This is a genomic window from Nonomuraea terrae (assembly GCF_004348995.1).
Classification (GTDB): domain Bacteria; phylum Actinomycetota; class Actinomycetes; order Streptosporangiales; family Streptosporangiaceae; genus Nonomuraea; species Nonomuraea terrae.
Genome location: NZ_SMKQ01000086.1, coordinates 1 through 25826, shown reverse-complemented (window position 1 = coordinate 25826; position 25826 = coordinate 1). Strand labels below are relative to the sequence as shown.

The 25826-nt window shown below is 68.1% G+C and carries 23 protein-coding genes and 2 pseudogenes; 12 read left to right on the top strand and 13 right to left on the bottom strand.

The genetic code is table 11. The annotated features are described in order from the left end of the window. Positions 1–21: 21 nt before the first annotated feature. Positions 22–939, bottom strand: coding sequence for a 4-hydroxy-tetrahydrodipicolinate synthase (gene dapA / locus E1286_RS25250; protein ID WP_132616079.1), 918 nt, complete (start codon positions 937–939; stop codon positions 22–24). Between the two features lie 943 nt (positions 940–1882). Between dapA and E1286_RS25245 the strand changes: the two genes are divergently transcribed. From E1286_RS25245 to E1286_RS25230, 4 genes are all read left to right on the top strand, one after another. Further along, positions 1883–2599, top strand: a complete 717-nt coding sequence (locus E1286_RS25245) for a GntR family transcriptional regulator (RefSeq protein ID WP_132616077.1) — start codon at positions 1883–1885, stop codon at positions 2597–2599. Between the two features lie 310 nt (positions 2600–2909). Further along, positions 2910–3122 (top strand): hypothetical protein, encoded by a 213-nt coding sequence (locus E1286_RS25240; RefSeq protein WP_132616075.1) that lies wholly within the window; start codon positions 2910–2912, stop codon positions 3120–3122. A gap of 533 nt (positions 3123–3655) precedes the next feature. Next, entirely contained in the window at positions 3656–4471 is an 816-nt protein-coding gene (locus E1286_RS25235; protein ID WP_246075111.1) for a JAB domain-containing protein, read from the top strand. Positions 4472–5515: 1044 nt separating this feature from the next. Further along, a complete protein-coding gene (locus tag E1286_RS25230) occupies positions 5516–5986 on the top strand; it encodes an NUDIX hydrolase (RefSeq protein ID WP_132616073.1) in 471 nt (156 codons plus the stop codon). A gap of 350 nt (positions 5987–6336) precedes the next feature. Here the strand turns inward: E1286_RS25230 and E1286_RS52135 are convergent. After that, positions 6337–6992 (bottom strand): annotated as a pseudogene (locus tag E1286_RS52135) (transposase); the annotation flags it as partial. A gap of 667 nt (positions 6993–7659) precedes the next feature. Between E1286_RS52135 and E1286_RS25220 the strand changes: the two are divergent. Both E1286_RS25220 and E1286_RS25215 read left to right on the top strand, forming a co-directional pair. After that, the gene (locus E1286_RS25220) at positions 7660–8001 is read left to right on the top strand and encodes a VOC family protein (protein ID WP_132616071.1); all 342 of its coding nucleotides are present in this window, start codon (positions 7660–7662) and stop codon (positions 7999–8001) included. Positions 8002–9033: 1032 nt separating this feature from the next. Further along, entirely contained in the window at positions 9034–9537 is a 504-nt protein-coding gene (locus tag E1286_RS25215) for a GntR family transcriptional regulator (protein ID WP_132616069.1), read from the top strand. A 461-nt stretch (positions 9538–9998) separates the two neighbouring features. Here the strand turns inward: E1286_RS25215 and E1286_RS25205 are convergent, their stop codons facing one another. The 3 genes from E1286_RS25205 to E1286_RS25195 are packed head-to-tail and all read right to left on the bottom strand — an operon-like array spanning position 9999 to position 12385. Then, the gene (locus E1286_RS25205; RefSeq protein WP_246075110.1) at positions 9999–10379 is read right to left on the bottom strand and encodes an ASCH domain-containing protein; all 381 of its coding nucleotides are present in this window, start codon (positions 10377–10379) and stop codon (positions 9999–10001) included. 23 nt (positions 10380–10402) lie between these two features. After that, entirely contained in the window at positions 10403–11425 is a 1023-nt protein-coding gene (locus tag E1286_RS25200) for a hypothetical protein (protein WP_132616065.1), read from the bottom strand. Between the two features lie 45 nt (positions 11426–11470). Continuing rightward, entirely contained in the window at positions 11471–12385 is a 915-nt protein-coding gene (locus E1286_RS25195; RefSeq protein ID WP_132616063.1) for a DMT family transporter, read from the bottom strand. Here E1286_RS25195 and E1286_RS25190 point away from each other — a divergent pair. From E1286_RS25190 to E1286_RS25170, 5 genes are read left to right on the top strand one after another with little or no spacing between them, the layout of a single operon-like run. Beyond that, a complete protein-coding gene (locus E1286_RS25190; protein WP_187368218.1) occupies positions 12384–13790 on the top strand; it encodes an aminotransferase-like domain-containing protein in 1407 nt (468 codons plus the stop codon). The genes E1286_RS25195 and E1286_RS25190 overlap by 2 nt on opposite strands. Before the next feature lie 28 nt (positions 13791–13818). Further along, positions 13819–14334, top strand: coding sequence for a CGNR zinc finger domain-containing protein (locus E1286_RS25185; RefSeq protein ID WP_132616061.1), 516 nt, complete (start codon positions 13819–13821; stop codon positions 14332–14334). A gap of 44 nt (positions 14335–14378) precedes the next feature. Continuing rightward, a complete protein-coding gene (locus tag E1286_RS25180; RefSeq protein ID WP_165969904.1) occupies positions 14379–14987 on the top strand; it encodes a GNAT family N-acetyltransferase in 609 nt (202 codons plus the stop codon). A 23-nt stretch (positions 14988–15010) separates the two neighbouring features. Further along, positions 15011–15886, top strand: a complete 876-nt coding sequence (locus E1286_RS25175; RefSeq protein WP_132616059.1) for a 1,4-dihydroxy-2-naphthoate polyprenyltransferase — start codon at positions 15011–15013, stop codon at positions 15884–15886. A gap of 10 nt (positions 15887–15896) precedes the next feature. Further along, the gene (locus E1286_RS25170; protein ID WP_132616057.1) at positions 15897–16910 is read left to right on the top strand and encodes an adenosine deaminase; all 1014 of its coding nucleotides are present in this window, start codon (positions 15897–15899) and stop codon (positions 16908–16910) included. Here E1286_RS25170 and E1286_RS25165 read toward each other — a convergent pair. From E1286_RS25165 to E1286_RS25130, 8 genes and pseudogenes are all read right to left on the bottom strand, one after another. After that, on the bottom strand, positions 16862–17236 hold the full coding sequence (locus tag E1286_RS25165; RefSeq protein ID WP_132616055.1) for an MFS transporter: 375 nt from the start codon (positions 17234–17236) through the stop codon (positions 16862–16864). The genes E1286_RS25170 and E1286_RS25165 overlap by 49 nt on opposite strands. A gap of 214 nt (positions 17237–17450) precedes the next feature. Next, positions 17451–17846 (bottom strand): annotated as a pseudogene (locus E1286_RS52130) (MFS transporter); the annotation flags it as partial. Positions 17847–17976: 130 nt separating this feature from the next. Continuing rightward, entirely contained in the window at positions 17977–18468 is a 492-nt protein-coding gene (locus E1286_RS25155; RefSeq protein WP_132616053.1) for a GNAT family N-acetyltransferase, read from the bottom strand. A gap of 140 nt (positions 18469–18608) precedes the next feature. Beyond that, positions 18609–19346 carry a 4-hydroxy-tetrahydrodipicolinate reductase gene (gene dapB / locus E1286_RS25150; protein WP_132616051.1) on the bottom strand — a complete coding sequence of 246 codons (738 nt, stop codon included), beginning with the start codon at positions 19344–19346 and terminating at the stop codon, positions 18609–18611. Between the two features lie 66 nt (positions 19347–19412). Further along, positions 19413–20723, bottom strand: coding sequence for a M16 family metallopeptidase (locus E1286_RS25145; RefSeq protein ID WP_132616048.1), 1311 nt, complete (start codon positions 20721–20723; stop codon positions 19413–19415). Next, the gene (locus E1286_RS25140; protein WP_132616046.1) at positions 20720–23053 is read right to left on the bottom strand and encodes a polyribonucleotide nucleotidyltransferase; all 2334 of its coding nucleotides are present in this window, start codon (positions 23051–23053) and stop codon (positions 20720–20722) included. The genes E1286_RS25145 and E1286_RS25140 overlap by 4 nt, the downstream gene beginning before the upstream one ends. 297 nt (positions 23054–23350) lie before the next feature. Further along, a complete protein-coding gene (rpsO, locus tag E1286_RS25135; protein WP_132616044.1) occupies positions 23351–23620 on the bottom strand; it encodes a 30S ribosomal protein S15 in 270 nt (89 codons plus the stop codon). 185 nt (positions 23621–23805) lie between these two features. Beyond that, the gene (locus tag E1286_RS25130) at positions 23806–24732 is read right to left on the bottom strand and encodes a bifunctional riboflavin kinase/FAD synthetase (protein ID WP_132616042.1); all 927 of its coding nucleotides are present in this window, start codon (positions 24730–24732) and stop codon (positions 23806–23808) included. A gap of 81 nt (positions 24733–24813) precedes the next feature. Here E1286_RS25130 and E1286_RS25125 point away from each other — a divergent pair. Then, positions 24814–25826, top strand: a 1013-nt coding sequence (locus E1286_RS25125; protein ID WP_132616040.1) for a TRM11 family SAM-dependent methyltransferase, incomplete at its 3' end; no start/stop codon positions are given.

Sequence of the window (25826 nt, the reverse complement as noted above, 5' to 3'; positions counted from 1 at the left end):
ACTTCTGGTTCCTCCCCATTCCTATGCGTCTGTCAATTTCACCCCGCCGGCCACCAGGCAAGCACGCAGCTCGGCGATTTGCTTTTCCGTTGCTTCCACGAGCGGAAGCCGTACTGGACCGACCGGCATCCCCACCATGCCCAGAGCGGCCTTCGCCATGATCGCGCCACCCGCACGGAGCATGATGCCGTCGACCACGGGAGCCAGCTGGCTGTTGATCGCCCGCGCCTCCTCGACATCGCCACTCTGGAACAGGCGGATCATGCGCGCCAGCTCGGCGCCCACCACGTGTCCGACGACACTGACGAACCCGGCGGCGCCCAGCGACAGCCAGGCCAGGTTGAGCAGGTCGTCGCCGGAGTAGAAGGCGAGATCGGTCGAGATCATCACCTGGCTGGCGCCGAACAGGTCACCCTTCGCGTCCTTGACAGCCACGATGCGATCGTGCTGCGCCAGGCGGATCAACGTTTCCGTCTTGATCGGTACGCCGCTCCGCCCCGGGATGTCGTAAAGCATCACAGGAAGGTCGGTTGCATCGGCGACAGCGCTGAAGTGCCGATACAGGCCCTCTTGCGGCGGCTTGTTGTAGTAAGGCGTCACCACCAGCAGGCCGTGCGCACCGGCACGTGCCGCCTGTTTCGCGAGCTCGACGCTGTGGCGCGTGTCGTTGGTGCCCGCCCCTGCCACAACGGTCGCGCGATCGCCGACCGCCTCGACAACGGCGCTGACGATGCGCTGCTTCTCGTCGTCCGAGGTGGTGGGCGACTCACCGGTCGTCCCGTTGACGATCAAACCGTCGTTACGCTGCTCATCCACCAGATAGGTGGCAAGACGTCGCACAGCCGCATCATCGACCTCACCGTTGGGCGTGAACGGCGTGACCATCGCAGTCAGCATACGGCCGAAGGGTGCGTCGGTGGTTCCTGTAGGCGATGCCATAGTGGGAACGGTACCCGGATTCGGAAATCCATTGGACGCCGCCACCCCGCTTTGCCTGCCTCGTACCGGTTTTTGCTCCCTTTTCCCTGCATCGAGACGGCCGACGTTCCGGTCGCCGGAGAGTCGCAGGAGACACGTCACACCACAGCGCTCACAGAGTTCCCGGCAAGGTCATCGATGACAGGGCTCCCCTACGAGCCTGCCGATCCGTACCGGGCGAGCTACCTGGGCTTCGAGCGAATACGAGCTGCATATGGGCGATGCCGCGCCACCGCGCTCAGCCACGGAGAAGTCCCCTCCCATGAGCTCGAGCTGCTTCGGAGGAAGCCAGGGGAACTCCGCCCAAGCCAAGCGCTGGGTCTTTGGCGCCCGGCTGCCGCTCGAATCGTAGGTGGCCGTCCCACCACCTCTGAGCCCCTATGCCTACGAAGGACGATCAACGTGTGGGCGTCTGACAACACAACGGCGGGTGCCGCGCTTTGGCGATGTCAGGTGCGAAGGAACCGTTTCAAGACGGCAGTTGCAGCGCGATTAAGAAGGGAGACGTCAAGGGTGCCGAGCAGATCGACGTGAGCTTGGGAGACAGCAGACGCGTATGCGGCCAACACCATGCCTGGGCGTGGCATGAGGTTGACGGTATATCGTGACTGTCTCGCCACACAGCGTCACGGTGACCTGCCGCCAGACGTCGACCAAGGTGTTGCCCTGTGCTGCTCGTGGCCGCAGCAGGCATGGGAAGAGGCCGCCGATATGTGCTCGGGGGTACACACATCGACGACCTCTACCGGAGAATCGCTGCACCTTACGTCCGCGTTACAGAGTTTCTCCGATAATTTTCCGCCATTGCAAAGTTGGGGCTCCAGCCGTCATCGATGACGGTCGGTTACCTGCCGAATACGGCAACATGGGGCAACGCCTCACACGAACCCCCAGGGATGGACTAGTGGCCACCTCAGATCCGGTCTACCTGCGCGTCGTCGAAGACATCCGGCGACAGATCACCGACGGCACCCTTCCCCCCGGTGCGCCCATTCCCTCGCGGGCGCAGCTGACTCGCAAGTATCAGGTCGGCGAGACCGCAGCTCGTCACGCGCTACGCGTACTCGCGGGCGAAGGCCTCATCATCGGCCGGGTGGGCTCGGGCCATTACGTCAGGCAACGCCCAGACCTGACACCACTCCACCGCTGGCGATTCCTCGATCACCCTGCCCCGTTCGCCGCCGACCTGCAGTCTCAGGGCAGACGTGTGACATGGGACTGGCACAGCGAACCTGTGGAAGCGGGTCCTGTCGTCGCCAAGCGGCTACGCCTGCCGGAGTCGACCATGCTGACCAGAACGCGCTACGTCTACCGCGGCGACGGCAAGCCGCTCCAACTTGCCACCTCGTATGAGCCGCGGGAGTTCGCTCCCCACTCGGACGACGAACGACGAAGTGTCGTCGCGAGGTTGTACGCACACGGCATAAAGATCACTGAGATCGTCGAAAGCGTACACACCCGTGTTCCTCGTCCGGCGGAGAGCGATGCGCTTGATCTGGCGGCCGGCGTGCACGTTCTGCACGTCGAACGTACCCACTGGGCCGGCGATCGCCCCGTGGAGACGAGCGACATCGTCGTTCCAGGTGACCGATTCCGGGTCATGTACAGCATGCCCGTCTGAGCGTTAAGGGCTCCGGGCGGGCGCCTCCTCGCCCGGAGCGCTCACCGTGCCCTCACCACCTGTGCGCCCCTGCACTGGCGACGCCGTCCTCGATCGCCGTCGCCCCTGGCCGGCCAACGGTCGCCGTCCATGTCGCCACTCGCTCATCGGGCCCGTCCTACACCCGGGGCCCGATGCACGCCGGGCAACTCAGCTCTCCAGCGGAAGCCATTGCGGCCCGCGTCGGACCCGACCGGCCGGCCGATCTGGTCTCCGACGTCCGCCCTGGTGAGGAACACGACCCGACGTGTGCGAAGGCCGCCGTCGGGTGATGGCGGCGCTCGAGCAAGCCGCCGCCGTGGGCATGCCGACCCTGACCGGCCTGGGCTATGAGGGGCTGGCCGGACCCGGGCGCGAATACCGGTCAAAAGCCGCGAATGCCGGTCAAAAAGGAGAAGGCATCACGCTCTCCGAGGCCGCCAAGCAGTACAACCTGATCATCCGCGGCGTCCACGGCATCGCTGAGCAGCGAACTCCCTGTTGAAGACCACCTTCACGGCCCTGCGACGCATCAGCGTCTGCCCCCGGCGAATCGGCGCGATCGCCAAAGTCGCCCTGGGCTCGCTCCACATCGAACACGGCCTTCCCCTACCAGCCCGTCACACAACGTGATGCCTGGATACACGGAGAGGCTCAACGCCCTTCCGGACCACCCAACTCTCGCCGCTCGCCGTTCCGGCTCGGGTGGCGTGGGAAGATCACGTCCGATGCGCCAACGCCACGCTGAGCCAGTCTCCAGAGGCTTCCCACAGCGCACCGATCCCGGCAAGGCTGTGCCTCAAGGTCCGCAGCTAATGTCACCCCGGGAAAGACTCGCCGTAGATCACGTTCAGTGAGCGCCCTGCCGATAGTGATGGTCGTGCACGAAGCCTCCAGTTCTGTCGTAGCCACGTCGGACGCACTCGCTGCCCCCGCTGCCGCCAAAGGGACCTTGGCGAACCTCGCGCGCCTCCTGACGCCTCATGGGACGCCGGCCATGCCGCCCGTACGCACGAGCCGCGTCCATATGGTCCGTCGATGTACCGCGTCTTCGTGGAGGCGCGTTCGTCAGCGACATCTCCGGCGTGGTCGCGGACGGTAATCGGCAGTCCGCGAGACCAACGAGGCGCATTTGCCGCGAATGCGCAGGTCAAAGATTGTCGGTGGCCGTTGATAGAACAGGTGCGGAGGTTGTCGATGCGAGTCAAAGATCTGTCTAAGAGTGACCGGCCGCGCGAACGGCTCATGTCCAGCGGCGCCGCCGCGCTGGCGGATCGTGAGCTGCTGGCCGTGCTGCTCGGCTCGGGATTTCGCGGGGTGAGCGCGCTCGACCTGGCCAGTCTGGTGATCGAGCACTGCGGAGATCTCGATGCGCTGAGCCGTTCCGACCCGCATCGGTTACTGGCGCTGCCCGGCATCGGGCCGGCCAAGGCCGCCCGCGTGACGGCGGCTTTCCATCTCGTACGGCGAGCGCAGGAAAGTCCCGAGCGAGAACGGATCACGAGCACCTCGGATCTGGCTCACGTGTGCGCCCCGCTGCTGCGTCACCGTGCTCACGAGCGCCTCGTCCTGGTGGTGTGCGACACGGGTGGGCGGGTGCTCAAGCGTACGGTCGTGACGGAAGGCAGCAGTGATCACACGGCCATGCCGATACGACAGGTCATCACCGAGGTGCTCACCTCAGGGGGAGCCGTGTTCGGCCTCGCCCACAACCATCCCGGCGGGTCGCTGGAGCCGAGCCTTGAAGACCTCGAGGCCACGATCAGGATCGCCGAGGCCGCGGACACGGTCGGGCTGCGGCTCGTCGACCACGTCATCATCACGGATGGTGCCTGGAGGCGGATTCCCGCCTAAATCAAATCCACCACGGATGATCAACCCACCAACGGCAAAGGCCATGATCGTATGTATAGCTCCGAACGGCAGTCTTTCAAGAGACGGCCATGAGAACCTAATGGCGCGGGTAGGCCGCTAGAAACGTCAGCCGGCCAATACCCGTGACGGTGTATTCATGCGCCTTTCCTGGAGGCCTGGATCACACGTCCGCGGATTCACGCTGAACTCAGGGGCGATCCATTTTCCTCATATGGGGATCTGGGTTGGCGCGTCGCCCCGGGGACAACGTGAAGATGCAGGGTGGGACAGCGACGGCGGCAGAAGTGCAGTCGTCAAAAGTGTCCGGTTCATCCATGCGGCGACAAAGGATGAGCCGGACACTCCACCTCACCCATGTCGCCGGGCGGGCTGCAGCCCCGTCCGGAGACAAAACGGCACCCGAAGCCCTCCATAAGGTGCCGTTGCAGGAAGTCGGAGTCACCGGCCAATCCCCTCCAGTGGCCGGCGGTTCGGGCGGCACACTGCGGTGAACGGCCATCGCGACCATGGTTTTCCTGAACTGCGATTTTCAGGAGTCCGCGATGGCCGTCACCCGTGCCTTTCCCCGTGCTTGTATGCAAATGCATGATCGACACCAATGCTGCGCGTCGGCATCAAGGCATCCCAGCGAAGGCAAAAGCAGCCCGGAACAACGAGTAACGAGTGCGGCAACCGACCCAAGCCATGAGGGCACCTTGTCACGTCGATCGCCTTGGCACAGGCCACACGCCCACAGGAGCGAGGGCGCGATGAGTCAAGCCCGAGGCGGCAGATCCGGCGTAGCGCGTACGCGCCTGCGGCAGCGACGTGCTCTCCCCCGGGTACGACGGAGAGGCCGACCACGCGCCATCGACCAGCCCGGTCCGGATTTCCAGCAGTGAGCCATTTCCAACCTGACGTGGCTGGTTGGGATAGGCATGGGGGCGCCTGATTGGGCCGGCGGGAGGGCTCCCGGCAAGACAGCAGTCGACCAAGATTAATACCGAAATGTGCACATCTTGCGCGTTGGGATAGCGTGCGGCGATGAGCTTCCGACTGGCGGCGTACGCCGTGTGCATCGAGGACGGGCGGGTGCTGCTGGCCCATTACGTAGGGCCGAACGGCGAGCGGCACTGGACTCTTCCTGGCGGAAAGGTCGAGCACGGAGAGGATCCATTCGACGCCGTCATCCGGGAGGTTGCTGAGGAGACCGGCTGTGACGGGGTGGTTGAACGCTTGCTAGGGGTGGATTCGCGGGTGATCCCCGCAGCTGATCGCTTGCCCGGCCTGCCTGAGCATCAGAATGTCGGCATCTTCTACCAGGTGGGAATCACCGGTGGCCAGCTCAGGCCTGAGCCGAACGGCGAAACCGCCGAGTCGGTCTGGGCCCCGATTCCCGACGTTGTACGCCTCCGCCGATCATCGTTGGTCGATGTCGGCCTCGCTCTGGCGCAGACCCTTCCGGCAACCGGCCATGTCAATCCCGTCCCGATCGGCGGCTTGATCCAGCACTGAGCGTTCACATCCCGCGCGGCGGCCGTCTTCCACGGCTTACCGGACGAGGTTCGCCAGGACCATCCCGGTCGCGAAGTGAGAGCAGCAGCGCAGGCCGTGCCGGCAGCTGGGTAGACGAATCGCGCGATCATTCGATCACGGTTGACCCGCAGCCGTCGAGCAGGCGGTCGGCGAGGTGGCCGCGCTCATCCGCGGGCGGCTCACCGCCGGCATGATGGTCGGCTGCACGGTGACGCCGCTGTTCAAGACACGCTCACCGCCTTCCACGCCGCCCACCCGGTGCGTGATCGGAGGTGCTGACGACCCTGCCGTCACGGTCGCGGAGGATGGCGCCGGCCGCCGCTCACCCGAAGCTTTCCTGTCTTGAGTGTGGCCACGGCCCGTTGACCGATGACCCGAATGCTGGCGTGGGCGTGGTTGACCGACTTCTGGTTGCGCGACGGGCGTGGACGATGCGATGCCGCTCGAAGGGTGGGTGCCGCCGGCGCCTCGATATTCCCCTGTCAGCGAAGGTTTGATCGCGGCTTCGGTCAGAGCGTCGATGAGGCCCGTCGTCCGGGCTGCGTGAGTGGCTTCGAGCAGGGCAGGTGAGCGCACACGAGCCTGCCGACGTGTCGGAGGACCCGTACGCCATGCCGGTGACGTTTGCTTGAGTAGTACGGCTTTTCATCGGCCAGTCGCTCAGACAGCGATGAGCGTGCCGTCCAGGATTGCGTACGCCAGCCGGACGGCACGCTCGATGGCGGCCGGCACGTCGTCGGCGAGTACGACCAGGCGTGGGACGGGTTCGCGGACGTAGCGCCAGGCAGTGGTGGCGATGCCAAAGCCGCCGGCCGGCCGGGCACAGGTGCCCGTTACGCAGGTGGGCCATCGCCAGTAGGGCTTGACGGGCGGGGAGCCTGCCGCCGCAGCGGGATCCTCGTGCGGCAGGACGATCCCTAGCAGGTTGACGCCCGTAGGACAGGGTGCGAGCGGACAGCGGAATGGCGGCAGGGTAAGCCAGCACACAGGACTCCCTGTTCTGGGCATCGGATCCTGGTCTTACGGGTGCTTTCCGCCGTCTCGACTAATCGGTCCATTCCTGTCCCGGCAGAGCCGGATGGGAAAAGCACTCGGATGCGTGGACGTGCTGAAGAGCATCGGGAGATCAGGCTGCGTCAGCAGTCGGCTCTGGAGATCGAACGACCTCACGGGATGCTGCAATTATCACATGTAGCCAATCCTATGCTTTACTCCACCTTGACCCACTGCATGATGCCTTACTTAGGAGAAAAGCAAGCGTTGCGGCGGAACCTGTCTCGGAGGAGAGAAAACAATATCCGCCCAACGCGATGGATCGCCTGCGGTAATCGCAGGAAAGGCGGCACACTAGTCCCTGCGGCCACCGCCATTCTCCTTCGCCCATGAGTCGTTGCTGTCGAAGGCTCACGCGGTGGCCGCCTCCGTGTCCGGCAGCAGGTTCCGCTGAAGCGAGTGGAATAGCTTACGTCCGGGATCACTGGTAAGAGACGTCATCGAACGTCTCGCACTCACGACTGCGCAACGGCAACGCGACCGTCACTCCTTCGTCCGCGGCAGGCGTCGCATTCGTTAACCGGCTGGCGTATCCGATGGATGGTGTGGCGGCTGGGGTTACAGCGCACAAGTGTGGACGAAGTTGATAAGATTGCGACATGCCCCTCGACTTGTACGCAGGCATTCCGGTCACCGACTATGCGGCAGCACTGAAGTGGTACGAACGACTGCTGGGCACCCCGCCGACGTTCGTGGCAAGCGACACGGAGGCCGTGTGGGAGCTCGCGGAACATCGATCCCTGTTCATCGAGCAGCTCCCCGAACGAGCCGGCCACGCCCTCCACACGATCTTCCTGGACGACTTCGACGAGCGCGTGGCACAGATCACCGAGCGAGGGCTCGAACCCGCGAAGCGGGAGACGTACTCCAACGGCGTTCGCAAGGCCATCTACCGCGATCCGGACGGTAACGAGATCGGGTTCGGCGGCGCTCCGCTGTGAGCCAAGCCGCTACAACAACGTTCGTCACCCGGTGAGCCGAGACCACGCCCATCCCGTACGTGGCCGCCCAAGCTCGATCGCCGGAGCCAGGGCCCGGCTCAGGTAGCCGACGTCAGCAGCTGCATGCGATTGAGCGCGGGATGGAGAACGGCGCCGACGGCGTGCCGGGTGAGCGCTTGTGGTGGCACGTCAAGAATTCGGGACAGCAAAGGAGATCCCGGAACGATTTTCCACCACCACCATCCGTCAGCCGACAGATCTACCGACAGGCTGCGCAGGCAGGCCCGGTCACGTCGGAGAGCAGTTCGGGCATGTATCTACCCATCGAATCAGATGGCCAATTCTCGGATCCCCGATCCGCCCTCCGGCCCGGTCGATACGGCGAACGAACGCATTCTGCCAGCCTTGCATGATTCGTACGCTAGCGGCATTCATCAATCCTTCACGGACACCCAAACGTCACGAGCGTCCACGTACAGCTTGCTTACAATCCCGGCGCAAGGGCCCGTCCCCATCCACCAGCAAATCTCCGGTCTCGTGCGGGAAGAGTGAACGCCGCGAGTTCAAGCCCAGGCCGCGCTAAGCCTGTCCGGAGAGGTGCCTACGGCATCGCGGGGACGACGCGGCGAGTGGCGCACAAGCTGCGCGAGCAGTCGGACGAGCTGCGCGAGCAGGCACGACGTACATGATCCACGGCGAGGGCATTTCGGCGGACCCCCGAAACACCGCCACCCCGAAACACCGCTGCAGCCGCAAAGGCGCGGATTCATCAGAAACTCGCCGAAGAGGTCGCCGGACACATACAGCTCGGCGAGACCCTGCCTGCCTGGTCATTCCAGGAGAGACACATCTTGCGGCACCATAGCGCCGCAAAGGCCACCACGCGCGAGTACGTTGCACATCTCCAGGAACATGGATGGGTCTAGACAGGACCCTAACGAGAGACATATGTGACCGAGCCTTAGAAATGGCCCATAAAGCTGGGTTCCTAATCGGCCTTCCTTTGTCTGGACCGTTGGATATTCTTTTGCCGTGCTGAATCGCGAGGGCGACACCCATCTCTATCTCCAGATCAGCGAGGTCCTCAGGTCGCGCATCATCGCCGAGCTTTCCCCCGGAGATCTCGTGATCAGTGAGGCGGGAATCCAGCGGGAGTTCAACGTCGCGCGCACGACCGCGCGCCGGGCGATCGACGTCCTACGCACCCAAGGTCTGGTGCACACACGACAGGGCGAGGGGACGTTCGTCAACGCTCCCGGACAAACCGGTCCACCGGCGCAGCAGACACCGATCTATCGACACATCGCCGGAGAGATCCGGGAGAAGATCCAAAACGGCGAGCTGCAGCCGCGCCATCCGCTTCCCAGCGAGACCGCTCTCGTACGCCAATACGGCGTCGCCCGCGAGACCGTGCGCCGGGCGATCGCTCTGCTCCGCGAGCAGGGCTGGGTCTACAGCGTCCCGCATCGCGGAAGTTACGTCCACCAGCAGGAGCATTGGCCCTCTGACCTCCCGAATGAGACACATCCCGCATGAGACACGCCTCAGACTGGGCATTATCGGACCAAGCCCATCTCACCAGGTTCTCGAACAGCACGTCGCTGTCGTAGCCGCCCATCCGCTCGAAGAAGGAACATCGGATGCCGAACGTCCGCGGGTAGTCGAGTGCGCTTCCCAACGAGCATGCCAGAGCAGTGGGCTGACGTGGTTCTGCGAGCTGAGCAGGTCGGCGCGGCAGAACAACCGGTCGACCGCGGCGACGAGAGAAAAGCACGTACAGGCCGGGCATGTGCCAGACCAGCATGCCCGCGGCCGAGACGTCTCCCCCACAACGACACGTTCCGGACAACCACGCCCCGAACGGCGGCACGGACGAGCCACACGCCTCTAACAAAGGAGGGCTGTGCGGAGGAGATACGTCCCAGAGAAGCGTGCCCTGGACGAGACGCGTACCGGATGAAGAGCGACGATGGCGGATGCCGTCCGATCAGCAGGCGTCACACGAGACGGAACCAGAGGCAGACGATCGTGGTGTCGTCGCCCACCTCGCAGCCCTGCCCCTCCCAGTACCGCCGGTGCGACTCCCGCCAGTGCCCCACAGAGGTGTACCCCTCACCCTCCGCCCGGGCGAACTCCCAGCCCACCTCCCCGAACGGCACCAGCTCCACCCGCGTGACCTCGACCTCACCCGCGCGCATCCCCGAGTCGTCCACGAGGACGAGACGCTCGCCCACGTGCTCAACCGCCTCCCTCTCGGCGTCGTAGTCGAGCGCCGGCAACCCGGCCGTGGCCGTCTTGGCGCCCGACAACGTCAGCTCGGTCAGCTCGGTGCGAAGCTCACCGGGGGTCCCCAGTTCGAGGACCCTGATCCCATCCATACGCGGCCACATGGTGACCAAGCCTAGAAGACGGGGATGATGTCCTCGGGATCGATGAAGTCGACCTCCACCCCTTCCAGGTCCAGCTCGGGAATGGCGGGGAAGGCGATCCCCCACCGTTCCACGATCGCGCGGATGCGCGCCATGGCCACCCGCCAGTTCTCCGCCTGCTCGTCGTACGACAGCACGCCGAGGCCCGCGTCGCGCGCGTGGTCCATGAGGACGCGGTGGTTGTGCAGGAAGTACGGCGGCAGCTCCCAGAAGCCCTCCGGCGGCTCCCAGAGGATCATGCTGAGGAAGACGAACCCGGCCCGCAGCTGACGGGTGATGAGGCCGCGGGTCTCGTCGGTGAGGCCCGGCCACTCGTTGTCCAGAATGGTCATGCAGATCTGCAGGTGGCGGGATTCGTCGCGGCCGATGCGCTGGAACATCTCGCTGAAGACCGGGTGCTGAGTGCCCGACGCCATGCCCCTGAAGAGGGTGGAGGCGGCCATCTCGCCCATCATGAAGCTGGTGAACAACACCGGCAGGCTGTATTTCCCGACGGCCGAGTTGTAGCCGTTCCAGTAGCGGCCGCCGTTGTGGTAGAGCCAGCCGATGTTGTTGTGGGCGGCCGCTTCGAGGTCGTCGGACGGGGTCCAGTCGAGGGGGCCGCCCGGCCAGAGCTTGGCGATGGTGCGCTGGCAGCACTCCTCGTGGTTCATCTCGTCACGGGTGATGGAGAAGAAGCACTTCCTGACCGGGTCCTCTTCGTGCTTCTCGAACGCCTGGATCGTGGCGCGGGCGAACACCGCCGGCCCCGACGCGTCGAAGTTCGCCAGCACCGCGAACCAGTACATGATGCCGAGGCGCTGCTCCCGCGTGAAGTCGTCGGGGTTCAGGCCGTCCCAGGGCAGGTCGGCCGGGTTCCAGACCATGCGCTTGGACTTCTCGTAGATGGCGGCGAGCTTCTCTGTCTCGACGCGCCATTCCATGGGATAGATGTTGGGCTGCGGGATCTCCGGCGCGGGCCAGAAGCCGCCCTCTGGGATCGTGAGGTCCGCCATGTTGTGACACCTCCTCTCCCATCCTGCGGGGCGGCGTCACGGCTTTCAAGTACGGGCACGCTGGGTGATGGCCACGCAGACGAGTACGGCCAGCGCCGCCGCCACCGTCGCGGGGCCGAACCGCTCCCCCATCAGGAACCAGGCCCACACGAGAGTCAGGAGCGGCTGGGTGAGCTGGGTCTGTCCGGCGCGGGCGATGCCGCCCCTGGCCAGGCCCGCGTACCAGGGGAAGAAACCGAGGAACATCGAGATGGTCGCCGCGTACGCGAACCCGGCCACGGCGTCGAACGTGAAGGTGACGGGGGTGGTCAGGGCCAGGACGGCCGTCACCGGGAGGGTGACGGGGAGGGAGAGGACGAGGGCCTGGGAGATGACCTGCCAGCCGGGGGTGTGCCGCGCCAGGCGTCCGCCTTCGGTGTAGCCGACGGCCGCCGACAGCAGGGCGCCCATGAGGAGGAGGTCGGGCCAGGCCGCCTCGCCCTGCTGCCGGGTGAGGGTGAAGACGGTGATGGCGAGGGCGCCGGCCGTACAGGCTGCCCAGAACAGGGGACGGGGGCGCTCGCCCGCCCTGAGGACGGCGCAGGCGGCCGTGGCGGCGGGCAGCAGTCCCGTGACGACGGCGGCGTGGGACGTGCTCGCGCCCAGGTCCAGGGCCAGCCCGCTGAAGACGGGGAAGCCGAAGACGACGCCGGCGGAGATCAGCGCGTAGGCGGTCCGCCGGCCCTTCGGCGGGAGAAGGGGCCGGCGGGCGGCTGTCAGGCAGATCAGGGCGAGCGCTCCGGCCACGGCCGCCCGGCCCACCGCCACCAGCCACGGGTCGAAGCCTCGCATCGCGTAGACGGTGGCCGGAAACGACCCGGAGAACGCCAGCACCCCGACGAACGCCAGCAACGTCCCCCGCCGTCGGTCGACCGGGACCGTTACTCCCCCGGAGACAGTAGCGCTATTCTCAACCTTCATGGAAAACGATAGCAGTATCGCCCATATCGCCGCGATCCTGCGCGAGGAGGCCGACCGGCTCGGGGCGGGGGCGCGGCTGCCGTCCAGCAGGGAGATCATGCGTCGGCACAACGTCAGCCCCGTCACCGTGTCACGGGCGATCGGCCAGCTCGCCGCCGAGGGCCGGGTGGTAGCCAGGCCCGGCAGCGGCGTCTTCGTGACGCGGCGGCAGCGGTCCGATCGCGGCGGCGCCGACCTGTCGTGGCAGACGGTCGCGCTGGGCGACCGGGTGGTGGACGACGAGTCGGTCGCCACCCTGCTGCAGGCGGAGCCCGACGGGGTGGTGCCGCTGACCGGCGGCTACCTGCGTCCGGGGCTGCGGCCAGACCGGCAGCTCGCGGCCGCCGCGGCGCGGGCCGTGCGCCGTCCGGGAGCCTGGGCGATGCCGCCGCTGGCGGGGCTGCCGGAGTTGCGGCGGTGGTTCGCGGCGCAGGCAGGTGGCGACGTGACGGCGGCCGACGCGCTGATCGTGAGCGGCGGGCAGGCGGCACTGACGCACGCGTTCCGGGCGCTGGCGGCGCCGGGCACGCCGCTGCTGGTCGAGACGCCCACCTATCCGGGGGCGCTGGCGGCGGCCAGGGCGGCGGGGCTGCGGGCGACGGCCGTCCCGGTGGACCGCGACGGCGTACGTCCCGACCTGCTGGCCGAGGCGTTCGCCGTCACGGGGGCGCGGGTGTTCTTCTGCCAGCCCACGCTGCACAACCCCACGGGCGCCACGCTGCCGCTGGAGCGCCGCGAGCAGGTGCTGCAGGTCGCCAGGGCGGCGGGCGCGTTCGTGGTGGAGGACGACTACGCCCGCTACCTCACCGAGCAGCCGCCCCCTTCGCTGGCCTCCATGGACCCGCACGGCACCGTGGTGCACGTCGTCTCGCTGACCAAGATCCTTTCGCCGAGCATGCGGGTCGCGGCGGTGATCGCCCGGGGGCCGGCCGCGCACCGGCTGCGGGCGAGCCAGCTCGTGGAGTCGTTCTTCGTGGCGCGGCCGTTGCAGGAGACGGCGCTGGAGTTCGTCGGCACGCCGGCCTGGCGGCGGCACCTGGCGGCCGTGCACGCCGAGATCCGCGCCCGCCGCGACGCGCTGGCCGCCGCGCTCGCCGAGCGCATCCCGCAGGCCGAGCCCCACCTGCTGCCCATCGGCGGCATGCACCTGTGGGTACGCCTGCCCGCCGAGGTCGAGGAGAACGCCCTGGTGGAGGCCGCGCGGCGCAAGGGCGCCCTGGTGAGCCCGGGCAGGTTGTACTTCCCGTCGGAGCCGCCCGGCCCCCATCTGCGCATCACCCACATGGCCGCCGCCCACCTGGCCGAGCTGCACGAGGGCGTACGGCGGCTGGCCGAGGCCGTGACGGAGGCGACCGGCGATCACTGACGCGCGGCGGGCCCAGTAGAGTGACGGCATGCCGTTCCCCGCGGAGCTCGTACGAGACTTCGTGAACACCTTCGACGTCGAGGCGCAGGCGGACGAGCTGTCCTCCCCCGCCGAGCTGGCCATGTGGCTGCGCGAGCGAGACCTGATCGGGCCGCGCGACCGCGCCACCGACGACGACCTGACCACCGCCCACGCCCTGCGCGAAGGGCTCAGGGCCGCGCTCAGACGCGAGGCCGCCGACCTCCCGGCGCTGCCCCTGCGCGTCGCGGTGCGGGCCGGCGAGGCGCCCGGGCTGGTCCCCGCGTGCGAAGGTGTGCCGGGCGGGCTGGCCCGGATCGCCGCGGCGGCCGCGTCGGCGTCGTGGGACCGTCTCAAGGTGTGCGCGGACAGCACATGCCAGTGGGCGTTCATCGACTCGTCGAAGAACCGTTCCCGCTCGTGGTGTTCCATGCGGGTATGCGGCAACCGCACCAAGACACGGGCTTACCGGGCTAGGAAGCGGGGTTCGCGTCGTCTCGTAGGGTCAAACACCGATACGGTGTAACTCGTGCCTTGTGGCATGGACAGCAGGCGAAGGAGCGGGCCGAGATGGCAGACGTAGGCGTCCGGGCGGCCCGGCGCGAGGATGTACTTCAGGTGGCGAATTGTCAGATCCGCGCCTGGCGTTACGGCTACCGGGACTTCCTCCCCGAGGGCCCACTCGAGCAGATGACAGGCCCGGCGGCCGAGAAGATGTGGCTGCGCCAGTGGGACGAGGCGATCGTCGCCCCGCCCAGCCCCCGGCACCGGGTGCTGGTGGCGGTGGAGACCATCCTCGACACCGAAGGCTTCCCCGCGCTCGGCGCGGGCGGCAGCGCCGCACTGGTGACGCCCCGCGGCGGCGAACGCGTGGTGGGCCTGGCCTCACACGCTCCCGCTGAAGATCCCGATCTCGACCCCAGTGTGGTGGCCGAGATGCTGACGCTGCTCGTCGACCCCGACTTCGTCCGCCGGGGGCATGGCAGCCGCCTGCTCAACGCCACTGTTGACTACCTGCGCGAAGATGGGTTCCGGCAGATCGTGACCTGGGTCTTCGCTGACAACTACGCTGTGCTCGGCTTCCTGGAGTCGGCCGGTTGGGGCGAGGACATGGCCGAGCGCGTCCTCGACATGGGCCGCCCGATCCGAATGGTCCGACTCGCCACCGACATCAGTTGATCAGTTGACTTGAGGTAGACAACATGGCAACCCCAGGCCAGTGGATCGCGGGCGCCCGCCCGCGTACCCTGCCCAATGCCATCGTGCCCGTGATGGTGGGCACAGGTGTGGCCGTCGGCGAAGGCGGATTCGTATGGTGGCGGGCGATTTTGGCCCTTCTCGTAGCGTTGTCGCTGCAGATCGGCGTCAACTACGCCAATGACTACAGCGACGGCATCCGTGGCACCGACGACCAGCGGGTCGGCCCGATGCGGCTGGTGGGCTCGCGGGCGGCGACGCCGCGGCAGGTGCTGACGGCCGCGCTGGGCTCCTTCGGGGTCGCGGCGGTGCTCGGGCTCATTTTGGTGATCGTGACGCAGGCGTGGTGGATACTGCTGGTCGGCGCGGCGTGCATCGCGGCCGCCTGGTTTTACACCGGCGGCAGCCGCCCGTACGGCTACCGCGGGCTGGGCGAGGTGGCCGTTTTCGTGTTCTTCGGAGTCGTCCCGGTGGTGGGCACCACGTACGTGCAGACCGAGCAGCTGAGCTGGGCGGCGCTGCTCGCCTCCATCCCCGTCGGACTGCTCTCCTGCTCGATGCTCGTGGTCAACAACCTGCGCGACGTCCGCACCGACGGCGAGACGGGCAAGCGCACGCTGGCCGTGGCGCTCGGCGCCGAGCGCACCCGCAGGCTCTACGTCGCCTGCCAGATCGTGCCGTTCGTGGTGGCGCTGGCGATGATCCCGATCACGCCGTGGGCGGCCCTGGTGCTGCTCGCCGCGCCGCTGGCCATCTCCCCCATCCGGGTGGTGCTGAGCAAGGCCGTGGGCCCCGCCCTGATCGCGGCGCTCCAGCAGACGGGCAAGCTGCAGATGGCCTACGGGCTGCTCTTCGCGGTGGGGCTCTCGCTCGTCTTCTAGTCTGGGTCGGGTGAGGGATTTCATCGCCGGGCTGCCCAAGGCAGAGCTCCACCTGCACATCGAGGGCACCCTGGAGCCCGAGCTCAAGTTCGAGCTGGCCGCGCGCAACGGCTTGGAGCTGCCGTACGCGAGCGTCGAGGAGATGCGCGCGGCCTACACCTTCGACAGTCTGCCGTCGTTCCTCAGGATCTACTACGAGGGCATGCGGGTGCTGCGCACCGAGCCCGATTTCTACGACCTGGCCATGGCCTACCTGAGCAAGGCCGCCGAGCAGAACGTCCGCTACGCCGAGATCTTCTTCGACCCGCAGGCCCACACCTCGCGCGGGGTGCCGTTCGACGTGGTGATCCGCGGGCTGCGGCGGGCGCTGCTGGACGCCGACGCGCGGCTCGGCGTGCGGGCCCAGCTCATCATGTGCTTCCTGCGCGACTTCCAGGCCGAGTACGCGATGGCGACGCTGCTGGAGTCGCTGCCGTACAAGGAGTGGATCGCCGGCGTGGGGCTCGACTCCGACGAGAAGGGCAACCCGCCGCGCAAGTTCGCCGCCGTCTACGAGCGGGCCAGGCAGGAGGGCTATCTGCTCACCATGCACTGCGACATCGACCAGGACGACACGGTCGAGCACATCCGCCAGGCGATCGAGGAGATCGGCGTCGACCGGATCGACCACGGCGTCAACCTCCTGGAGGACCTGCGGCTGGTGGAGGCGGTGCTGGAGCGCGGTCTCGGGCTGACCTGCTGCCCGATCTCCAACGGCTACGTCAGCGAGGGCATGAAGGCCGAGGGCATCCGCAAGCTGATGGACCTCGGCGTGCGGGTGACGGTCAACTCCGACGATCCGGCGTACTTCTCCGGCTACGTGCGGGAGAACCTGGAGGCGCTGCAGGGCGCGCTCCAGCTCACCCGCGAGGAGCTGGCCGATCTCGAACGCAACGCCTTCGAGATCGCCTGGCTGCCGCGTCACCTCAAGGACGCCTACCTCGCCGAGATCGACGCGTACGTGGCGGCGGGGCCGCCCCGCTGACCCGCCGTGACCTCCTCGATCGGCTGGTCGAGCACGCGCAGGCCGTCGGCGAGGTGCATGCTCGCCGCGATGGCGGCCAGGACTCCGGCAACGATGACGATCGCCGTCGCCGAGCTGAAGAGCGACGCCAGGAACCCGGCGGCGAGCGGGCCGAACCGCCGGATCGACCCGATGCCGAAGTCGATGGCGCTCGACACCCGGCCCACCAGGGCGGCCGGGATGATCCGTGTCTCGTAGCTGCCCAGCACGACGTTGATGGGCGCGATGAGGAACATCATCAGTGCGAGGAGCGCGCCGACCATCCACGCGACCGGCGCGAAAGCCATCGCCAGGACCAGATGAACCGGAGCCCTGCGCCGATGCTCGCCACCATCGATTCGCGCGGCCGGCCTTCGTCGACGTCCGGGCCGAGCGGGCGCCGGATGAGCAGCACGCCGATCGTGCTCGCCAGGAACGAGAGGCATCGCCCAGGAACGGCACCCACCGCGCGAAGCCGAACAGGAAGCCGCCGACGGACGGTCCGGCCAGCCTGATCGCCATGGTCCTGCCCTGCAGCTGGGCGAAGGCGGTCGGCAGTTGCTCCGGCGGGACGACGCGGCGCAGCGCGGCGAACTCCGCCCCGCCGACCAGCCCTCCGGCCGATCCCTGGACCGGCCCGACCGCGACGATGTGGACGAGGTTGACGTGGCCGGTCGCCACCGCGACCACGACCGTGCTCACGGCCACCGCCTGCACCAGCGACCCGGCGAGCAGGATCGTCCGGCGTGAGAACCGGTCGGCGAGCGCCCCGCCGATCAGCATCGTGACCAGGCCGCCGATGCCGACGGCGGCCTCGACGGCGCCCGCGCCCGCCGCCGATCCCGTCACCGCGAGGATGAGCAGCGGACAGGTGACGACGGACAGCGCGGTGCCGAACTCCGAGACCGTCGTCCCGATCCACCAGCCGGTGTAGTCGCGGTTGCGGAACAGCAGCCCCTTCTTCGCGACCGCTTGGGTGGTGCCCCACGGTTTGTCACTCGCCCGACTCTGAGGGCATCACACGGTGAAGATCAGCGGAAAAGCCACGTTATTCCCCGATCTCGGTGGCGCGGCTCATCACCACGCGGGGGGCGACCTCGATGCCCAGCTCGCGCTCATGCTTCACCAGCGCCCGCAGCTGCGGCCCCCACACGCTCTCGGGCAGCACGGAGAAGCCGTGCCGCGCATACCAGGGCGCGTTCCACGGCACGTCGCGGTAGGTCGTCAGCGTCACGGCGGGCGCGCCCGCGGCCCGCGCGAGGTCGACCACGGCCGCCAGCAGCCGCCCGCCGATGCCCTGCCGCATGCTGTCGGGGTGGACGGCGAGCTGGTCGAGATGGACGTTGCCGTCTGCCTGCCCGATCAGCGCGAACCCGGCCGGCGGCTCCCCCTCGACCAGCACCGGACCGGGGTCGCCAACATCCTCGATCATGGTCGTGCCGGGTGGGAAGACGATGCCCATCTGCTCGAACAGCCTGTCGGCGGCCAGCTCGACAGCGACCAGCCCGGGAAGTTCGGCGGCTTGAGCCCATCGCACCATGGCGACACGATCTCATGTTTCGGGTGGATCTCGCCGCTCGTATTAGGGTTGATGATCGTAGGCCCGGCTGTGCGGAGCCGGGACCCTCTCCTCACGACGTGCCCATTACCACTCGGTGGTGGGCACGTCGTGTACGGCGATCAAAGGTCGAGCAGCGGCTCGAGACCCACCGTCAGACCAGGCACCTCGCGCACCCTGCGCACGCCCAGCAGCACGCCCGGCGCGAACGCCGACCTGCTCATCGTGTCGTGGCGGATCGTCAGGATCTCGCCGTCGCCGCCGAGCAGCACCTCCTGGTGCGCGATCAGCCCCGACAGGCGCACCGCGTGGACGTGCACGCCGCCGACGTCGGCCCCGCGCGAACCGTCGAGCGCGGTGGTCGTCGCGTCGGGCATCGCGCCCAGCCCGGCCTTGGACCGCGCCTCGGCCACCAGCTCCGCCGTACGGCGGGCCGTGCCGGAGGGCGCGTCGGCCTTGTTGGGGTGGTGCAGCTCGACGATCTCGACGGACTCGAAGTAGCGCGCCGCCTGCTGGGCGAAGTGCATCATCAGCACGGCCGCGATGCCGAAGTTGGGGGCGATCAGGCAGTTGGTGCCCGGCGAGGCCGCCAGCCACCCGCGTACGGTCTCCAGCCTGCCCTCGTCGAAGCCGGTCGTGCCGACCACCGGGTGGATGCCGTGACCGATCGCCCATTCGAGGTTGCCCATGACCACGTCGGGGTGGGTGAAGTCGACCACCACCTCCGCGTCCTGCAGCCCCTCGATGGAGTCGTCCTTGTCGAGCGCGGCCACGAGCTCCATGTCGGAGGCCGCCTCGACCGCCTTGCACACCTCCACGCCCACACGGCCGCGGGCGCCGAGCACACCTACCTTGATCACACGGCCAACCCTATCCCACCTGCCCGGAGCCGAAGCGGCGGGCCGCGACCGGCGGCCCGCCGGGGCTCAGCGGATGGCGTCGGAGAAGTCCTTGTCGCCGTACGGGCCGATCACGGCGAGCGTGAGCGGCCGGTTGAGCACGTCGCGGGCCACCTCGGAGATCTCGTCGGGGGTGACCGACTCGATGCGCGCGAGCACCTCGTCGACCGACATGAGCTCGTCGTAGACCAGGTCGTTCTTGCCGATGCGGGACATGCGCGAGCCGGTGTCCTCCAGGCCCAGCACGAGCCCGCCGCGCATCTGGCCCTTGCCGCGCATGATCTCGTCGGCGGCCAGGCCCTCGGTCACGACCCTGGCCAGCTCGTCACGGCAGATCTTCAGCACGTCGTCGATCTTCGAGGGCAGGCAGCCCACGTAGATGCCGAACTGGCCGGTGTCGGCGTAGGCCGAGGTGTAGCTGTAGGCGGAGTACGCCAGGCCACGCTTCTCCCGGATCTCCTGGAACAGCCGCGACGACATGCCACCGCCCAGGGCGGCGTTGAGCACGCCCATCGCGAACCTGCGATCGTCGGTACGGGCCAGGCCGGTCGTGCCGAGCACCAGGTTGGCCTGCTCGGTGGGCCGGTCGAGCACGCGTACGCCGGAGCGCGTCTCGGCTCCGGGGCCGCTCGTGCGCGGCGGGGCGAACTCCGCCGCGCCGCTCAGCGCGCCCGCCCGCTCGTAAGCGCGGGTGACGAGCTCGACGACCTCCTCGTGCCGGATGTTGCCGGCGACGGAGACGACGGTGCGGCGGGGCCGGTAGTAGCGGCGGTAGTACTCCGCGATCCGCTCCCTGGCCAGGGAGTTGATCGACTCGACCGTGCCGAGGATCGGGCGGCCGATCGGCGAGTCGCCGTACAGCTCGGCGGCGAACTGCTCGTGCACCACGTCGGAGGGGTCGTCGTCGTGCATGGCGATCTCCTCCAGGATCACGCCACGCTCCGACTCGACGTCCTCCTCGCTCACCAGGGAGCTCGTCACCACATCGGCGAGCACGTCCACCGCGATCGGCAGGTCCTCGTCGAGGACCCGCGCGTAGTAGCAGGTGTACTCCTTGGCGGTGAAGGCGTTGATCTCACCGCCGATGCCCTCGATGGAGGCGGAGATCTCCATGGCGTCGCGGGTGGCCGTGCCCTTGAACAGCAGGTGCTCGAGGAAATGGGTGGCCCCCATGTGCTCGGGGGCCTCGTCACGCGAACCGATGCCGACCCACATGCCGACCGCGACGCTGCGCACGGTCGGCATGGTCTCGGTCACCACGCGCAGCCCACCCGGGAGGACGGTGCGCCTTACCACCCCGGCTCCGTCCTTGCCGGGGTGCAGCGTGGTCGTGCTCACGAGTTGCGGTCGTCTCCCTCGGCGCTGCGGGTGGTGCGCACGCGCGTACGGGTGCGACGGGGCCGCTCGGACTTGTCCTCGCCCGAAGCCTCGGCCTGCGCCGGGACGTCGGTGTCGTCACCCTCGGCGGCCCCGCCCTTGGCCTCCTTCTCGGCGGCCTCCTTCTCGATGACCTCGACCGGCACCAGCGAGAGCTTGCCGCGGCCGTCGATCTCGGCGATCTCGACCTGGATCTTCTCGCCGACGCTCATCACGTCTTCGACGTTCTCGATGCGCTTGCCGCCGTGCAGCTTGCGGATCTGCGAGACGTGCAGCAGGCCGTCCTTGCCCGGCATGAGCGAGACGAACGCGCCGAAGGCCGCGATCTTGACGACCGTGCCCAGGTAGCGCTCGCCGACCTCCGGCATGTGCGGGTTGGCGATCGCGTTGATCGCCGACCGCGCCGCCTCGGCGGACGGGCCGTCGGTGGCGCCGATGTAGATCGTGCCGTCGTCCTCGATGGTGATCTCGGCGCCCGTGTCGTCCTGGATCTGGTTGATCATCTTGCCCTTCGGGCCGATGACCTCGCCGATCTTGTCGACCGGGACCTTGATGGTGATGATGCGCGGCGCGGTCGGGTTCATCTCCGCCGGGGAGTCGATCGCCTCCTGCATCACGTCGAGGATCGCCAGGCGAGCGCCCTTGGCCTGCTTGAGCGCGCCGGCCAGCACGTGGGCCGGGATGCCGTCGAGCTTGGTGTCGAGCTGCAGGGCGGTGATGAGGTCCTTGGTGCCGGCGACCTTGAAGTCCATGTCGCCCATGGCGTCCTCGGCGCCGAGGATGTCGGTCAGGGTGACGTAGGTGTCACCCTCGCCGATCAGGCCCATCGCGATGCCCGCGACCATCTCCTTGAGCGGCACGCCGGCGTCGAGCAGCGCCATCGTGGACGCGCACACCGAGCCCATCGAGGTCGAGCCGTTGGAGCCGAGCGCCTCGGAGACCTGGCGGATGGCGTACGGGAACTCCTCGCGGGTCGGGAGCACCGGGATCAGCGCCCGCTCGGCCAGCGCGCCGTGACCGATCTCGCGGCGCTTGGGCGAGCCCACCCGGCCGGTCTCACCGGTGGAGTAGGGCGGGAAGTTGTAGTTGTGCATGTAGCGCTTGGTGCGCTCGGGGTTGAGCGTGTCGATGACCTGCTCCATGCGGAGCATGTTGAGCGTCGTGATGCCCATGATCTGGGTCTCGCCGCGCTCGAACAGCGCCGAGCCGTGCACCCGGGGCACCACGTGGACCTCGGCGGACAGCGCGCGGATGTCCTTCGTGCCGCGGCCGTCGATGCGCACGCCCTCCTTGACGACCCGCTGGCGCATGAGCTTCTTCATCACCGCGCGGAACGCGGCGCTGATCTCCTTCTCGCGGCCCTCGAAGTCGGGCAGGAGCTTCTCGGCGGCCAGCGCCTTGACCTTGTCGAGCTCGTTCTCGCGCTCCTGCTTGCCGGCGATGGTCAGCGCGGCGGCCAGCTCGGTCTTGATCGCTGCCTCGACGGCGGCGTAGGTGTCTTCCTGGTAGTCGAGGAAGACCGGGAACTCGGCCGTCTCCTTGGCGGCGACCCGCGCGATGCGCGACTGCGCCTCGCACAGCACCTTGATGAAGGGCTTGGCGGCGTCGAGGCCCTGCGCGACGGCCTCCTCGGTCGGCGCGACGGCGCCGTCGGCGACCAGCTTCAGCGTGTCCTTGGTGGACTCGGCCTCGACCATCATGATCGCGACGTCGCCGTCGTCGAGCACGCGGCCCGCCACGACCATGTCGAACGTGGCCCGCTCCAGCTCGTGGTGGGTCGGGAACGCCACCCACTGGCCCTCGATCAGCGCGACCCGCACGCCGCCGATGGGGCCGGAGAACGGCAGGCCCGCCAGCTGCGTGGACAGGGACGCGGCGTTGATCGCGACCACGTCGTAGAGGTGGTCGGGGTTGAGCGCCATGATCGTGGCGACGACCTGCACCTCGTTGCGCAGGCCCTTGACGAACGACGGGCGCAGCGGCCGGTCGATCAGGCGGCAGGTGAGGATGGCGTCCTCGGAAGGACGGCCCTCACGGCGGAAGAACGAGCCGGGGATGCGGCCCGCGGCGTACATGCGCTCTTCGACGTCCACCGTCAGCGGGAAGAAGTCGAACTGCTCCTTCGGAGCCTTGGACGCGGTGGTCGCCGAGAGCACCATCGTGTCGTTGTCGAGATAGGCGACGGCGGAACCCGCCGCCTGACGCGCGAAGCGACCGGTCTCGAACCGGATCGTGCGCGTGCCGAACGAACCGTTGTCTATGACGGCTTCAGCGGTGTGGACACCCTCCACGGGGGACCTCCTTGTGGTCGGTCTCCCGCGCCCTTTTCTCACCGGCACCCTCGTTAGGTGCAGCGCCGGTCTTCGATCGAAGCACCCGGTCGAGGACATCGAGTCCTACCGGAAGCCACTACCGAGGACCGGCCCGCAGGCGTCGCGGGTCGCATGGTGCTGACGGACGCGGGGGCTGTGTGTCTCGGATCTTCAGTTGTACGTCAGGCGCGTGGCCGATTCACGCCGCCACGCGCCTGCTCATATCGGTCGTACCCATATGAGAAGGGAGCGGCGCGGACGCCGCTCCCTTCCATGTTATCGGCGCAGGCCGAGCCGCTCGATGAGCGAGCGGTAACGCTGGATGTCGATCTTCTGCAGGTACTTCAGCAGGCGGCGCCGACGGCCCACGAGAAGCAGCAGGCCACGACGGCTGTGGTGGTCGTGCTTGTGCGTCTTCAGGTGCTCGGTGAGCTCGCTGATGCGCTTGCTCAGCAGGGCGATCTGCACCTCGGGCGACCCGGTGTCGCCCTCGACCGTCGCGTATTCGCTGATGATGGACTTCTTGGCAGCGGTGTCGAGGGACACGGCTCTCCTTCGATTCTACGGGCACGCGTCGATGAGATGGACAGACGAACGACCGTGCGTGCCTACAGTCGCCGTGTGAAGGCCGTCATGGGCAGCGGACAGCTCCGCCGCTACAGAGCCGACATGCAAGGTTACCACCTCGTGCCGGATGCTCGGGGTGGTCGCGGGACGGGAGACGGGAGCCGTCAGCTCGTCAGACGTCGGGTGGCCGCCACATCGTCGTGAATCTGGGCGATCAGGGCGTCGATCGAGTCGAAGCGGGTGTTGCCGCGCAGGCGCGCCGCGAACTCCACCGCCACGTGCGTGCCGTAGAGATCCAGGTCGTCGCGGTCGAGCGCGTACGCCTCCACCGTGCGCGGCACGCCCTCGAACGTCGGGTTGGTGCCGACGGAGATGGCCGCGGGCCAGCGCTGCCCTTCGTACAGGGTGGGGAGGTTGGCCACCGGGACGCTCTGCAGCCATCCGGCGTAGACGCCGTCGGCCGGGATCGCGGTGTGCTGCGGGGTCTCGACGTTGGCGGTGGGGAAGCCGAGCTCGCGTCCGCGCTGGTAGCCGCGTACGACGATGCCCTCGACGCGGTGCGGCCGGCCGAGCCTGGCCGCGGCGGTCTCGACGTCGCCGGCGGTGAGGAGCTCGCGGACGGCGGTGGAGGAGACGTCGTCGAGCCGGGGCACGACCTCCACCGCGAAGTCATATTTTTCGCCCAGCGTCCGCAATATCTCGACATCGCCGCTGGCGTCACGGCCGAACACGAAATCGTCCCCCACGACGACCGCCGCCGCCCGCAGCCGCTCGGTCAGCACGCTCTGCGCGAAGTCGTCCGGGGTCTCGCGCGCCAGCTCGGGCGTGAACTCCACCACCCGGACCTCGTCGATCCCCAGCCGGGTCAGCAGCTCGATCCTGCGCCGCATGCTGGTCAGCCGCTGCGGTCGCGCGCCGGGCCGGACGATCTCGTCGGGATGCGGCTCGAACGTCACGGCGACGCCTCGCAGCCCCCGCTCGCGGGCGACCGCCACCGTACGTTCCACCACCCGCTGGTGCCCCAGGTGGACGCCGTCGTACACACCGACGGTGACGACGGCCCTTCCCGAACCCTGCACCGCAGCCCCCATTCGCTCATTCCCGGTCAACGCGCACAAGCCTGCCATGCGGGACGCGGCCCGCTCCAACCGAGGGCACTATCATCGGGCATCATGCCTCGTTACGCGCTCCTGATCCTGCCTGCCTTCAACCGGGTCTACGGCGAGAGCGCCGCCCGGCTGACCCGCGCCGAGCTGGCCGTCTTCAGCGCGCGGGCCCTCGACGTCGACGTCGTGGGCAGCGAGGAGACGCGGATCGGCGGCGTCCCCTACGTGACGTTCGAGACCGCGCGGCCGCTCGCCGACGCCGACGTCGCGCTGCTGTCCAACCTGTCCTCCGTCTACGTCGTCTTCGGCATGGAGGGCGAGCTGCTGCGCCCGCTGGCCATGCGCCCGCGCGACCGGCTGAGCAGCGACCTGATCACCATCCAGAAATACGCCGGCAAGACCAACGAGCACTTCACCAAGCTGCTGCTCAACGTCACCGCGCTGGCCGGCGACAAGGGGCTGGGCGACGGGCTTTCGGTGTTCGACCCGCTGTGCGGCCGCGGCACCACCCTCAACCAGGCCCTCATGTACGGCTACGACGCCTACGGCATCGACGTCGACGGCAAGGACTTCGAGGCCTACACCGGCTTCATCAAGACGTGGCTGCGCAACAAGCGGCTCAAGCACACCGCCGAGACCGTGCCGGTGCGCCGCGAGCGGGCGCTGGTCGGGCGGCGGCTCAACGTGACGTTCGGGCTGTCGAAGGAGGCGGTCAAGGCCGGTGACGTGCAACACCTGACCGTGGTCAACGCCGACACCCTCAAAAGCCGCGACTTCTTCAAGCCCCGCTCGTTCGACCTGCTGGTGACCGACGCGCCCTACGGCGTCCAGCACGGCAGCAAGGGTGGGAGCGGCCTGTCGCGCAGCCCGCTGGAGCTGCTGCGCCAGGCCGTGCCGGTCTGGGCCGAGCTGCTGCGCCCGGGCGGCGCGATGGGCATCGCCTGGAACACCTACGGCGGCACGCGCGCCGAGCTGGGCGAGATCCTGCTGGACGCTGGCCTGCAGGTCATGGAATATCCCGACTTCGAACACTGGGTCGACCAGGCCATCGTCCGCGACATCCTCGTCGCCCACAAACC